This window comes from Amycolatopsis anabasis (genome assembly GCF_009765355.1).
GTDB lineage: Bacteria > Actinomycetota > Actinomycetes > Mycobacteriales > Pseudonocardiaceae > Amycolatopsis > Amycolatopsis anabasis.
This window is the reverse complement of sequence record NZ_VTHK01000038.1, coordinates 1-13,466: the sequence shown is the minus strand read 5'-3', so window position 1 is coordinate 13,466 and position 13,466 is coordinate 1. Positions and strand designations below refer to the sequence as shown.

Genomic DNA, 13,466 nt, shown 5'->3' with positions numbered 1-13,466 from the left:
GGGGTCAACCTAGCCATCCGGCGGCCCGGGGCAAAGGGCCGATCGTCGCTCACGGCCGGATCAGCTTCACGAACAGCGCGCTCGCATCCATTGTGGACCCTCCGCCTTGCATCTGGGCCCGGAACCGCCTGCGGGAGAACGGATCGAGGGCGTCGTAGAGCAGGTGGACTTCCTCGAAGCTGTACTCGGGGTCGGTGAAACCCATCCGCTGGGCGAGTTCGTCCAGCGGCGGGGGCGGCGTCATCGCTTCGGGGACGGGCACGGAGAACGCGAGTGTCCCGCCGGGCCGGAGGACCCGGTATGCCTCGGCGAGCACCCGGAACGGCGCGACCATGACGTGCAGTGCGAGCCCGCACAACACCACGTCGAACGATTCGCCGGCCAGTTCGACCTGGGCGGCGTTCGTGGCGTCGATCCCGACGACCGCCCCTTCGGCGCCGACGCGTTCGAGTGCGGGGAGCCGGACCGAACCCTGGCTGCTGCCGAGGTCCAGGACCCGGTCCCCGCCGGCCACACCCGCCCAGGCGACGAGCCGCCGCCCGAATGTGTCGTAGAACGGCATGACCGCAACGGATTCATTCACGATCACCGATGCTGCCTAGTGGTTCACCGCCCGGGCAACCGGTTTTCCCCGTGTCCGGAATACCGGCCTACAAGCCGAGGTCCTTCGGGATCAGCGGGGTGGTCGGCCCGGGCGGCGCGTCCTCGGCGGCGTCCACCTTCTTGGGGCGGCGGTCCCGGAAGATCCACCCGCCCAGCACCCCGGCGATGAACCCGAAGAGGTGCGATTGCCAGCCGATCCCTTCTTCAGCGGGGATGAGCACGGAGAACTGGTAGGCGAAGCACAGGGCCATCACCAGCCCGATCACGATGTCGATCCGGTGGCGGTCGAACACGCCGCGCACGATGATGTACCCGAAGTACCCGAACACGACCCCGCTGGCCCCGGCCCCGACCGAGTTCGGCGCCTGCGTGAACCACGCGCCGATCCCGCTGCCCACCACGATCAGCGCGGTCAGCATCAGGAACTTGCGCACCCCCCGGTAGGCGGCGAGGAAGCCGAAGATGAACAGCGGCCCGGAGTTCCCCTCGATGTGCCCCCAGCTGAAGTGCAGGAAGGGCGCGCTGAAGATTTCCGGCAGCGACCCCACGTCGCGCGGCCGGATCCCGTAGTCGAGGCTGAGGTCGTAGTCGCTCGCCCAGTTCACGATCTGCACGGTCCAGATGACCACCAGGAACCCGACCATCACCCAGAGTGCCTTCCGCGCCTCCGCGAGAATGGTCTCCGCGTCCCGTGCCCCCGCGACCGGGTGTCTTTCGCTGCCGATGCTCATTCGCGTCCATCCCCCATCCAGGCGGCGCCTCCGCGCGCCGCGAGCGGAGAATATCGCCACCGCGCACCCGCACGCACGCACCGGACGCCGCATGGATTCGTGGGTCGTGAGTGCTCCGGCCGGTTCTAACCGGCCGGAACACTCACGACCCCCAGTACTTGGTTCCCTTACAAGAGACGGTGACCGGCCTGGGCGTGCAGGCGCCGCCTGGCTGCCACCCCGATGCTCGTCGCACTGTGTCGGCTAAGAGGAACCGCAACGAGGCCGTGCTCGTCGGGGTGCCCCGGAGGGGCACCTACCGAAATGGGGAACTCGGCCTACCGAAACGAGGGACTCGCACGTCCGAAACGGGGGACACGCGCCAGCGGGTACCCGGAGGACACCAATGTGGCTTTCGGGGCGTTGAAGGTACCGAACGCCGCATTGGGTACCTCCGAGCACCACCACCCGCCCGGTTTCGCACTGTGTCGGCCAAGTGCGGCTCGTCGAACGGGAACGCCAGGTCACAAGTAGGTGACCAAATGAGAGACCGCTTTAACCGGCCCAAACACTCACGACCCCGGGACTAGGTGGCGGAGGTTTTGGCTTTGTGCCGTGATTCGCGGGCGGGCCACCAGTTGTTCCGGCCCAGCAGGGCCGCGGTCGCCGGGACGGTCAGCGTGCGCACCAGGAAGGTGTCCAGCAGCAGCCCCGCGCCGATGGTGAACCCGATCTGCGCGAGCGTGGTCACGTTTCCGGCCAGCATGGCGAACATGCTCGCCGCGAAGATGACGCCCGCGGAGGTGATCACGCCGCCGGTCGCGCCGACCGCGCGGATCACCCCGGACCGGGTGCCGCGTGCCGATTCGTCGCGGATCCGGGTGATCAGCAGCAGGTTGTAGTCGGCGCCGACGGCCACCAGGGCGATGAACGAGATCGGGGCCACCGACCAGTGCAGGTCCTGGTGCAGCAGGTGCTGCCAGACGGCCACGGACAGGCCGAGCGCGGAACCGTAGGACAGCACCACCGAGATCAGCAGGTAGAGCGGCGCGACGAAACTGCGCAGGAGCAGCAGCAGGATCACGAAGATCGTGCCGAGCGCCATCAGCGCGACCAGCAGGAAATCGGACTTCACCAGATCGTCCAGGTCCGCGTTGGTCGCCGCCATCCCGGTCGCCGAGATCGCGCTGCCGGAGATCGGCGTGCCGTGCGACGCCTGCTCCGCGGCCGCGCGGACCGCCCGCGCGCGGTCGATCGCCTCGGCGCCGAAGGGATCGGTGTCGCCGAGCACGATCATCCGCGCGGTCTTCCCGTCCGGCGAGACGAAGTAGCCGCTGGCGAGCGCGAGCCGGGAATCGTTGAACGCCCGCGCCGGCAGGTAGAACCCGCCGATGGTCGGGTCCTTGGCGCCGGTGCCGACCTCGAGCAGGAAGTCCGCCGCTTGCCGCAGCCCGCCTTCGAGCTGCTTGGTCGAATCGGCGAGCGTGGCCGTGCCGCCCGCCACCTGCCCCGCGCCGTCGACGGCCTTGCCCGTCCCGTCCGCCAGCCGGTTCGCGCCGTCGTGCGCCTGCCCGGCGCCCTGGGACAGCTCGCCGAGCTTCTGCGCGAAGGTCCGCTGCGCCGAGGTCAGCCGGCCCATACCGTCGCGTGCGGTGGTCAGCCCGGCGCGCAGCTGCCCGAGCCCGCCCTCGAGCTGGGTGTTCCCGTCGGCGAGCCGCTGGGCGCCCTCGGCGAGCTGGCGCAGCCCGGACAGCAACTGGTCGCGGTTCGCGTGGTAGACCGCGCCGAGCCCTTCCCGGACCTTCCGGCAGATCGGGTCGACCGTACACAGTGGACTCGCGTTCAGCCCGTCCAGCGCCAGCTTCAGACTGTCCGCTGTGGACACCGCCTGCTGGTAGGCGAAGTTCAGCGTCCCGGACAGCTGCCGCGCGCCGTCGGCGAGCTGGGCCGACGCCTCGTGCAGCCGTTTCGCGCCGTCGGCCGCGGTCCCGACGCCGCCGTCGGCGGCCTCCAGGCCGGACAGCAGCTTCCCGGCGCCGTCCACCGCGGCCCGGGAGCCCTCGGCGAGTTTCCCGGTCCCCGCGGCCAGTCCGCCCGCCCCGGTGGCCAGTTCCTTCGCGCCCCCGGCGAGGCTTTGCGCGCCCTGGGCCAGCTGATCGGCCTTGCCCTGGCCGTCGGCGAGCTGCTTGGCCGCCGAATCGAGCTGCTTGCCGACCTCACCCGACTGGTACCCCACCGACGCCTCGGCGATCGTGGTGCCCAGCGGCCGGGTGGCGCCGCGGACCATGCTCACCCCGGGCACCTTGGACACCGCGTCCGCCATGTTCTCCAGCGCCGCGAGGTCCGCCGGATTGCGCAGATCGTGGTTCGCGCGCACGAGCAGGTAGTCGGGCAGCAGTTCGTTGGCCGGGAAGTGGTCGCGCAGGCTCGCGTAGCCGATGTTGCTGTCGGTGGTGTCCGGCTGCACCCCGCGCTCGTCGAAACCGAGGCGCATCCCGGGCAGGAAGGCGACCAGCGCCAGCAGGATCACCAGGCTCAGCGCCAGGACGGGCACCGGTCTGCGGACCACGCGGGCGCCGACCGCGCGCCAGCCCCGCGCGCTCGGCGCCCGCCGCGGTTCGGCGAAGCCGCGGCGCGCGGCCAGGGAGAGCAGCGCCGGGGTCATGGTGAGCGACACCAGCAGGGTGACGAGGACGCTGATCGACACCCCGGGCCCGGTGGTGCGGAAGATGCCGATCTTGGCCAGGAACAGGCAGGCGCAGGCCGCCGCGACGGTCGCGGCGGACGCGACGATCACCGCGGCCACGCGCGAGGTCGCGGTGGCGATCGCGGTCTGCGCCTCGGTTCCGGATCTGCGGTGTTCGTGGAAGCGGCTGATCAGGAACACCGCGTAATCCGTGCCCGCGCCGAGCACGATCGCGGTGGTCAGGGCGGTGGTGAAGGTGGACACCGGCAGGAACCGCTCGCCCGTCCACGCCATCACCGCCCGCGAGATGGCGAGGGAGACCCCGATCGCCAGTAGCGGGATCACCGCGGTGATCGGGGACCGGTAGATCAGCAGCAGGATGATCGCGATCAGCACCACGGTGGCGATCGTGATGCCGGTGATACTCGCGTCGGTTTCGTGCAGTTCGTCGGAGATGGTCGCGGACGGGCCGGTCACCTGCACCTTGAGGTTGTCCGAATGCACCTGCTTGGCGGCGTGGTCGCGGACCGCCTGCACGGCCCGGGACACCTCCGGCGTGCCCACGTTGCCGTGCAGCCCGACCGGCAGGTAGATCGCCTTGCCGTCCTTGCTGTTCACCGCGTCCGCCAGGCCCGGCCGGGACTTGGTGTCCTGCACCGAGGCGACGTGCTCGGTGTCCGCGCGCAGCCGGTCGGCGAGCAGGCCGTAGTAGCTCCGGTCGGCGTCGGTGAGGCCCTTCTCGTTGGACAGCACCACGAACGCCAGCGCTTGCGAGCCCCGGTCGCCGAACGCGTCGGACATCACCTCGGTGGCCTGCACGGAACCGGCCGTGGTGGGCACGAACGGGGCCGATTTCTCGGCGATGACCTGTTCGATCTGCGGGACGGCGAGGTTCAGCCCCGCGGCGACGGCCACCCAGAACATGACCACGAGGGCCGCGTACCGGGTCACGAAGCGGCCGAGCCGGGTGAAGACGCCGAACTCCCGATGACTCACACCCGTAGTAAACAACGTGTAAGACGCTTGTATACGTGACGTGAGCCACAGCGCGCGGGGAGATAGGGTCTACGGGTGGGTAATCGAGAGCGGTTGCTGGAGGCGGCGCGCAGGCTGCTGGAAGACAAGGGCTACGCGGACATCACCGCGCGCGACCTGGTGGGCGCCTCGAAGACCAACCTCGCCTCGATCGGCTACCACTTCGGCTCCAAGGACGCCCTGCTCGCCGAGGCGATCGGCGCGGCCTTCACCGACTGGTGCGACCGCTTCACCGAGATCGCCCTGCGGACCGACGCGACGACCCCGTTCGACCGCCTGGTGGCCAGCCTGGTCGCCTACGCGGACAGCATGGCGCAGCGGCGCAAGCTGAGCCTGGCGTTCCTCGACGCCGCCGCGCGGGCGGCCCGGGACGAGGAGTTGCGCGAACTCGCCGCCGGTCAGTACCAGCGGATGCGGGAGCAGATCGCGGCCGTGGCCGCCGAGTTCGTCGGGGAACCGGATCCGGGGGATCCGACCTTCTCCGGGGTGGCGAGCCTGATCCTCGCGCTCGTCGACGGGCTCGCCCTGCAATGGCTGCTGGACTCCGCGAACGCGCCCACCGGGGAACAGGTCGCGGCCGGATTGCGGGGACTGCTCGTTGCCGCCGGGCTGGCAACTGGCACGGGCCAAGAATAAGCTGCCAGAAACTGCATTTTTGCCCGGGTTTCCGCGTCCGGTGCCGTAGTTCACAATATGAGCCTGTTGCGTGTTTTCGGGCTGGCTGAATAGCCTATCGGTGGTCTTAACGGGTCAGCGCCGCCCTGCTTGCTCTTTGTTTCAATTCATCTCCTTTTGTAAACGCAAGATGAATGGCGTGGGAATGAAGTTCACTGAGTTATCCGATCATGACGTCCGCCCTGGACTGCTGACCGAGTGGCGACCGCGCCTCGGTCCCAGTGCCCTGCACTGGATACCCGACTCGCGGCCGCCTTCCTATGTGCAGGAAGCACATGTGCGGAGTTCCCTGGTGTCCGAACGGGCCGGTCGCCGCTCGCCGTCATGGCTGGCGACCGCGTTCGAATTGCCCGGAGAACTCGACACGAATGCGCTGAAAACTGCCTTGCTCGCCTGGATCGATCGGCATGAGGCGCTGCGCAGCGGATTGTTCTGCACCGAGGGAAAGATGGCTCGGATCACCCTCAATCCGGGGTCGGTGGCACTGCACGGTAAAGTCGCCGGTGATTTCGCGCACGGCGCCGAACTCGCCGGGTACCTCGAGGATCTCTTCGACGCGGAGACGGATCCGCTGGCGTGGCCGTCCTACGTGTTCGCCACGGTCACCCATGCCGATTCGACCACCCTGTACCTCGGCCTCGATCACTCCAATGTGGACGGATACTCGATCTCGCTGATCGCGCACGAGATCCGCGAGCTGTACGCGGCAGCGGTCGCGGGCGGCGCGGCGGAACTGGCCGAGGTCGGGAGTTACGTCGACTTCGCCAGCCTGGAACGCGAGGACGCGGTCCGGGTGCACAGCGACCACGAGACGGTGTGCCGGTGGCGCGAATTCGTGTCGTCGAACGGGGGTGAGCTGCCGGGTTTCCCGGCGCCGGTGGGCGCCGACGATCCGGCGGCCGTCACGAAGCAGAGCGGCGGCTTCGACTGGCTGCTCGACGTGGCGGAGGCGAAGGCGTTCGACACCGCCTGCCGCAAGAGCGGCGGCAACTTCCAGGCGGGGGTGCTGGCCTGCCTGGCGATCGCCGGCCACGAGGACACCGGCCGCCGCGAATTCCGGGCGCTCGCCCCGTTCCACACCCGGAACCAGGCGCGGTGGGCGCATTCGCTCGGCTGGTACGTCGGGCTGGCGCCGCTCGACTTCCGGGTCACCTCCGGAGGTTTCCACCACGTGATGCGGGACGCGGCGGCGGCCGCGGAGCAGGCCCGGCCGATGGCCGCGGTCCCGTTCGCGCGGGTCACCGAACTGCTCGGCGTCCCGCTCGATCCCCGGTTCGTGGTGTCGTACATGGACCTGCGCCACGCGCCGGGCGCGAAGCAGTGGCCCGAGTGGAAGGCCGCGGCCCTGCGCAGCCGCACCCCGCACGCGGACGAGGTCTACCTGTGGGTGAACCGCTCCTTCGAGGGCGTCTACCTGGCCTCCCGCTACCCGGGGACCGAACTCGGCCGGACCGCCGTGCCGCGCTACGTGGAGCGGGTGCGCCGGATCATGCGGCAGGTCGCCGCGAAAGGCAGTTACGCGGTGGCCGGGCTCGCCGCCCACACCGCGAGCTAGAAAGGGAATCCCTGCCATGTTGATGACCTCGATCCTCGACTACGCGCCGGAACCCGGTGAGGTGGTCGAATTCCGGCTGCCGGATGCGGCCGTCGAAACCGCCGCCGATGCCCCGGAACACCCGGCGCCGCCGTCGTACGTCCAGGAGAACCACATCTGGCGGCGCCTGGCGAACCAGGCGGTGGGCAAGGCGCAGTCGCCGTGGCTGGCCACGGTGTTCGACCTGCCGGGAAGGCTCCAGCCGGAGGCGATGGCGGCCGCGCTGGAGAAGTGGATCCGGCGGCACTCCACGCTGCTCACCTGGTTCTCGCAGCAGGAGGGCAAGCTGCAGCGGCACGCGGTGCCCGAGGAGCTCCTGTCGCTGAACGCGGTCTCCGTGGGGGCGCACGAGACGCCCGCCGCGGTCCGGGAGCACCTGCTCGACCGGTTCGACGCGGGCACCGATCCGCTGCGGTGGCCGCCGTTCGTCGCGGGCGCCGTGCTCCGGGACTCGTCGTCCACTGTGTACTTCGCGGTCGACCACGCGCACACCGACGGCTACTCGGTCCTGCTGGTCTTCCACGAGCTGCGCGCGTTGTACCAGGCCGAACTGGCCGGGGTCGAGGCGAAGCTGCCCGAGGTCGGCAGCTATGTCGACGCCTGCGCGCTGGACCGGGAACGGGCCGCCGAGATCACCGCCGAATCCCCTGAGGTCGGCCGCTGGCTGGACTTCTGGCTGGCCGGGCCGCCGCCGGCCTTCCCGCTGGACCTGGGCGTCGAGGACGGCAAGTCCTACCCGAGCGTGCCGATCCACCTGGACCTGTTCGACGCGGACGAGGCCGACGCGTTCTCCCGGGTGTGCAAGGCGCACGGCGCCGGGTTCTCCGCGGGGCTGCTCGCCGCGCTCGGCATCACCGCCTACGAGCTGGCCGGGCACGAGTCCTACCGCGGGCTGACGGTCGTGCACACCCGCGACGAACCGCGCTGGCAGGCGACCCAGGGCTGGTTCATCAACCTGGCGCCGGTCGCCTTCCCGGTCGCCGGGCGGGCCAGCTTCAGCGAGGTCGTCGGCGGGGCGCAGCACGCGTTCACCGAGGCGCAGGCGCTGGCCGGGGTCTCGCTGCTGCGGGTCGCCGAGCTGATGTCGGGCCTGACCGTGCAGGCCGATCCGAGCGCGGTGCCGCCCATGGTGTCCTATCTGGACTGCCGCCACGCGCCGGGTTCGCGGGACTGGGACGAGGCCGACTGCCAGGCGCTGGTCGGCCCGGGCGACAGCCGGGACGTGCCGATCTGGGTGAACCGCCAGTGGGAGCGGACCTACCTGAAGACCCGGCATCCGGACACCGAGGTCGCCCGGTCCACCGTGCCGCACTTCCTGAACCACCTGCGCCAGGTCCTGCAGGACCTCGCGCGCACCGGTCAGTACCGGATCGGCGAGCGGCTGACCGCCGCGAATCCGGCGTAGGCATGCGGTTTTCCACCCTCGATCGGCTGCCCGTCGAGCCGGGCCGGGTTGTCGAGTTCACCCCGGCCCGCTCGACGCTGGCGGCCGCGGACCGGGCGGCGCCCTCGCCGGTGCCGCCGTCGTTCAACCAGCGGTTCCACCTGGAGACCGCGCGCCGCCAGGGCCCGGGACACTGGCTCGCCTGCGCGTTCGACCTGCCCGGGCCGGTGGACGTCGAGGCGCTGCGGTCGGCGTTCGTGCGCTGGGTGCGCCGCCACGAGACGCTGCGCAGCGGTTTCCGGGCCGGGGAGCGGTTCGTGGTGGCGCCGGAGGATTTCGACCTGGTGGCCGCCGATCCGGTGCCCGCGCCGGACCCGCGGGCGCTCCTGCGCGAGCGGATCGGCGCGGTGTGCGACCCGCTGTCCTGGCCGTCGTCGCTGTTCACCGTGGTGCTGCACGCGCGCGGCGGCACGGTGTTCTGCGCGTTCGACCACTGCGACGCGGACGGGTACTCGCTCGCGCTCGCGGTGCACGAACTGCGCGAGCTGTACCGCGGCGCCGAACTGCCCCCGGTCGGCAGTTTCGTCGATTACTGCGCTGGGGAACAGGCGTCCGAAGTGCCGCCGGACCGGCGGGCCGCCGCCACGGCGCGCTGGTCGGAGTTCCTCACCGCGTGCGGGGGCACCAGCCCGGCGTTTCCGTTGGCACTGGGGGTAACGCCGGGTCAGCGCCCACCGCAGCGCATGCGCTGCCAGCAGGTGCTCGACGCGCGCGGCGCGGCCGCGTTCGAGCGGGAATGCCGGGCCGCCGGGGGCAGCGTCTTCGCCGGGGTGCTGGCCGCGCTCGCCGGCGCCGTGCACCGGCTCGGCGGGGGCGAACAGGTCCGGGTCTGCGCGCCGCTGCACACCCGGAACGAGCCGCGCTGGGAACACGCGATCGGCTGGTTCACCACGGTCGCCCCGCTCGAACTCAAGGTCCACAGTGGATTCGCCGATACTGTTCGTGACGCCCGTGCGGCGTTCCGCGAGGCGCTGGCGTACGCGGACGTGCCGGTGCCGGTGGCACTGTCCGGAGTGGACTTCCGGCGCGACCGGGACGACGTGTTCATGCTGTCCTACATCGACTACCGCCGGTTCCCCGGCGCCGAGCACCACGTCCCGGCCGCCGCGTACCACCTGAGCAGCGTCACCACGGCCGACGACGCGCAGTTCTGGGTTTCCCGCACGGACGAGGGCCTCTTCCTGCGCGCACGCCATCCCGCCACCGCGGTCGCCGACCGCACGATCGAGAGTTTCGCGGACGCCTTCGCCGAGGTGCTGACCTCGGCCGTGGCGGTCGCGGCCTGAGGAGGAGCTGGTTTTGCGCAAGTGGGCACGGCGTGGACTGATCGTGGTTGTCCTGCTGTGGACCCTGGTGGTGGCGCTGCTCGCGGTGGGCGTCCTGCTGCCGGGGACACCGGTGCTCGGCGAGTTCGGGTCGGATCTCGTCGGGACCTACGTGTTCTACGCGGTCTTGGCCGCGGTCCTCGGGCTGCTCGGCTCGGTGCTGCTGTGGTGGACCGGCGCGCGGCGGACCGGCGGCGCCGCGCTGGGCCTCGGCGCGTTCGGCGTGGCGGGCACCGTGGTGGTCCTGGTCGCCCAGCTGAGTTTCGCTTCGGACCAGGGGGTGTCGGTGTCCTGGTGGCAGGGGCTGACCGAACCGGGGCAGCCGGACGTGCACGCGGACAAGACGGTCCGGTACGCCGAGGTCGGCGGGGTCGGGCTCGACCTGAGCGTCTGGCTGCCGCCGCGACCGGCGACCGGCCCCCGGCCCGCCGTGGTCCTGGTGCACGGCGGCGGTTTCGTCACCGGGAAGCGCGACGAGCAGGCCGGGGTCGACCGGTGGCTGGCGGATCGCGGCTACCCGGTGTTCGACGTCGACTACCGGCTCGCGCCGCCGCCGCGCTGGCAGGACGCGTCCCAGGACGTCGCCTGCGCGCTGTCCTGGGTGGCCGGGCACGCCGCCGAGTACGCGGTCGATCCGGCCCGGCTGGCCATCTCCGGCGGATCGGCGGGCGGCAGCCTTTCGCTCAACGTCGCCTACGGCCTCGCCGAGCACTCGCTGGCCAGCAGTTGCGGTGGAAACCCGCCGGTGCCCGCGGTGGCCGCCGGTTTCTACCCGGCGGCGGACGTCACCGGGGTCTACGACGACCGCGGCCCGGACGACTTCGCGATCCGCGCGGGCAACGAATACGTCGGCGGCTCGCCCGAGCAGTTCCCCGGCCGGTACGCCGAAGCTTCCGCGCTCACCAAGGTGCGGCCCGGGCTGATGCCGACCCTGCTGGTCACCGGGGCCAGTGACCACCTGGTCCGGGAGAACCGGGTCACCGCGGTCGCCGATCGCCTGCAGGCGGCCCGGGTCCCGCACCGGATGGTCGTCATGCCCTACGGCGAGCACGCGTTCGACCGGTCGTACGGGGGAGTGGGCGGCCAGGTCGGACGGCACGTGCTCGGCCAGTTCCTCGACCAGTACCTACCCACGCAGTGAACGAAGAGAGAGGCCGCATGGAAGCACAGGGGATATTCGGCAGGATCGGCCGCGGGGTCGTCCGCCACGCGTGGTGGGTGATCGCCGTCTGGGTGGTGCTCGGGGCGGTGGTCCTGCTGCTTTCGCCCGCGATGCCCAAGAGCGTTTCGGAGAGCGACTCGCTGCCGCAGGGTTCGGAGTCGGTCCAGGCGGCGAAGCTCGGCACCGACGCGTTCCCCGCCGCGTTCAGCCCCTCGGTGATCATGGTCTTCCAGCGCGCGGACGGGAAACCGCTGAGCGGCGCCGATTCCGCGCGGATCGCCGGGATCGCGCCGCAGGTGCAGGGCAAGAACATTCCGGGCGTGCAGGCCGTGCTGCCCGGGCCGCCGTCGCCGAACAAGCTGGTGCAGACCATCGGCGTCAAACTGCCGAAGCTGAGCCCGTCGAACCAGGCCGAGGTCCGCGATTCGGTCAAGGCCCTGCGCGCGGAGCTGCCGGAACTCACCGCCGGGACCGGGCTCAAGGTCGGCACGACCGGGGTCGCCGCGCAGAACGTGGACACCCAGGAGGCGTCCAGCCACGGCGAGGCGTTGATCGGCATCGCCACCGTCCTGCTCATCCTCGTGCTGCTGCTGATCATCTTCCGCAGCCCGATCATCGCGCTGTTCCCGATCGTGGTGATCGGGATCGTGTCGCAGATCGCGAACGGGCTGATCGCGTGCGTGGCCACCTGGTTCGGGCTGAAGACCGACAGTTCGGTGACCTCGCTGCTGATCGTGGTGCTGTTCGGGATCGGCACCGACTACATTCTCTTCCTGATGTTCCGGTACCGGGAACGGTTGCGGGCCGGGGAGGAACCGAAGCAGGCCATGGTGAGCGCGGTGTCCCGGGTCGGCGAGGCCATCGCCTCGGCGGGCGGGGTGGTGATCATCGCGTTCCTGGCGATGACGCTGTCCTCGTTCGGGCTCTTCCGCGCGATGGGGCCGTCGCTGGCGATCGCCGTCGCGGTGACCGTGCTGGCCGGGCTGACCCTCGTTCCGGCGGTGGTGTCGCTGATCGGCACCAAGGTGTTCTGGCCGTCGAAGTCGTGGCGGCGGCAGGCGGAGGCGGCCCGGTTCGGGGCGCTGGGCAAGGCGGTGGGCCGCCGTCCGGCGGTGTTCGCGGTGGCTTCCGGGGTGGTGATGGTCGCGCTGGGCCTCGGCGCGCTGCACTACCAGCCGAACTTCGACCTCGCGTCGAACTCGTTGCCCACGAACGCCGAATCGCAGGTCGCGATGAAGGACCTGCAGAAGGGCCTGCCCGCCGGGATGGCCAGCCCGACGAACGTGTACCTGCGCGCCGACGCCCCGCTGGATCCGGGGGCGCTGGCCGGGTACCGGACGGCACTGTCGCAAGTGGACGGTGTCGGCCAGGTCGCCGGGCCGGAGGTGAGCAAGGACGGTCGCACGGCGAGCTACACGCTCACGCTGCGCCCGGATCCCGCGTCCACCGAGGCGATCGATCTGGTCTCCGGTCCGCTGCGCGACAAGGCGCACACCGCTGCCCCGCCGGGGAGCACCGCGCTGGTCGGCGGGACCACGGCGGTGTTCGCCGACATCGGCTCGGTGATGAGCGACGACTACAAGCTGGTGTTCCCGGTGGCCGCGGTGCTCATCGCGATTCTGCTCGGATTGCTGCTGCGCAGTGTCGTGGCGCCCTGGTACGTGATGGTCTCGGTGGGCCTGGGCTTCGCCGCGACGCTGGGCGCGACCACGTTCCTGTTCCAGGACTTCGCGGGCAAGTCCGGGCTGATCTTCATGATGCCGCTGATCATCTACATGTTCGTGGTCGCGCTCGGCACCGACTACAACATCCTCATGGTGGCCCGGCTGCGGGAGGAAACCGCCGAAGGCCACGGGCCGGGGGAGGCGACCGCGCTGGCGATCCGGCACACCGGGCCCACGATCGGCGCGGCGGGCGTGATCCTCGCCGGTTCGTTCGCGGCGCTCACCCTGGCCGGTTCCCCGCTGCTCGCGGAGATGGGGTTCGCGCTGGCCGCCGGCATCCTGATCGCGGCGTTCGTGATGGCGCTGTTCTTCACCCCGAGCCTGACCGCGCTGATCGGGAAACCCGCGTGGTGGCCTGGAAAGGTGGCTCCGCGGGCCGAGCACGCCGACGAAACGGCACCGGAACGAGTGCTGCACCGCACCTAGTGACGGGGTCGTGAGTGTTCCGGCCGGTTAGAACCGGCCGGGTAACTAGTCAGGTCCGCTGTCGGGTGGTGGTCGTCGTGCT

Annotated in this window: 9 protein-coding genes; 6 read left to right on the top strand and 3 right to left on the bottom strand. The window is 70.8% G+C overall.

What is annotated here, in order from left to right:
- Window positions 1-49 precede the first annotated feature (49 nt).
- The 3 genes from FXO23_RS35810 to FXO23_RS35800 all read right to left on the bottom strand — a co-directional run bounded on the left by FXO23_RS35810 (window position 50) and on the right by FXO23_RS35800 (window position 4,995).
- A complete protein-coding gene (locus FXO23_RS35810; RefSeq protein WP_158890605.1) occupies window positions 50-583 on the bottom strand; it encodes a class I SAM-dependent methyltransferase in 534 nt (177 codons plus the stop codon).
- Window positions 584-650: 67 nt separating this feature from the next.
- Window positions 651-1,334 carry a rhomboid family intramembrane serine protease gene (locus tag FXO23_RS35805; RefSeq protein ID WP_158890603.1) on the bottom strand — a complete coding sequence of 228 codons (684 nt, stop codon included), beginning with the start codon at window positions 1,332-1,334 and terminating at the stop codon, window positions 651-653.
- Between the two features lie 565 nt (window positions 1,335-1,899).
- Window positions 1,900-4,995: an MMPL/RND family transporter gene (locus tag FXO23_RS35800; protein ID WP_158890601.1), complete on the bottom strand. Its 3,096-nt coding sequence runs from the start codon at window positions 4,993-4,995 to the stop codon at window positions 1,900-1,902.
- Between the two features lie 75 nt (window positions 4,996-5,070).
- Here FXO23_RS35800 and FXO23_RS35795 point away from each other — a divergent pair, with 75 nt between their 5' ends.
- The 6 genes from FXO23_RS35795 (at window position 5,071) to FXO23_RS35770 (ending at window position 13,384) form a co-directional block, all read left to right on the top strand.
- Window positions 5,071-5,670: a TetR/AcrR family transcriptional regulator gene (locus FXO23_RS35795; RefSeq protein WP_158890599.1), complete on the top strand. Its 600-nt coding sequence runs from the start codon at window positions 5,071-5,073 to the stop codon at window positions 5,668-5,670.
- A 316-nt stretch (window positions 5,671-5,986) separates the two neighbouring features.
- A complete protein-coding gene (locus FXO23_RS35790; protein WP_158890597.1) occupies window positions 5,987-7,264 on the top strand; it encodes a condensation domain-containing protein in 1,278 nt (425 codons plus the stop codon).
- A gap of 16 nt (window positions 7,265-7,280) precedes the next feature.
- The gene (locus FXO23_RS35785) at window positions 7,281-8,708 is read left to right on the top strand and encodes a condensation domain-containing protein (RefSeq protein WP_158890595.1); all 1,428 of its coding nucleotides are present in this window, start codon (window positions 7,281-7,283) and stop codon (window positions 8,706-8,708) included.
- A 2-nt stretch (window positions 8,709-8,710) separates the two neighbouring features.
- Window positions 8,711-10,033, top strand: coding sequence for a condensation domain-containing protein (locus FXO23_RS35780; protein ID WP_158890593.1), 1,323 nt, complete (start codon window positions 8,711-8,713; stop codon window positions 10,031-10,033).
- Between the two features lie 13 nt (window positions 10,034-10,046).
- Window positions 10,047-11,213: an alpha/beta hydrolase gene (locus tag FXO23_RS35775; RefSeq protein ID WP_158890591.1), complete on the top strand. Its 1,167-nt coding sequence runs from the start codon at window positions 10,047-10,049 to the stop codon at window positions 11,211-11,213.
- A 17-nt stretch (window positions 11,214-11,230) separates the two neighbouring features.
- Entirely contained in the window at window positions 11,231-13,384 is a 2,154-nt protein-coding gene (locus FXO23_RS35770) for an MMPL family transporter (RefSeq protein WP_158890589.1), read from the top strand.
- Window positions 13,385-13,466: the final 82 nt, after the last annotated feature.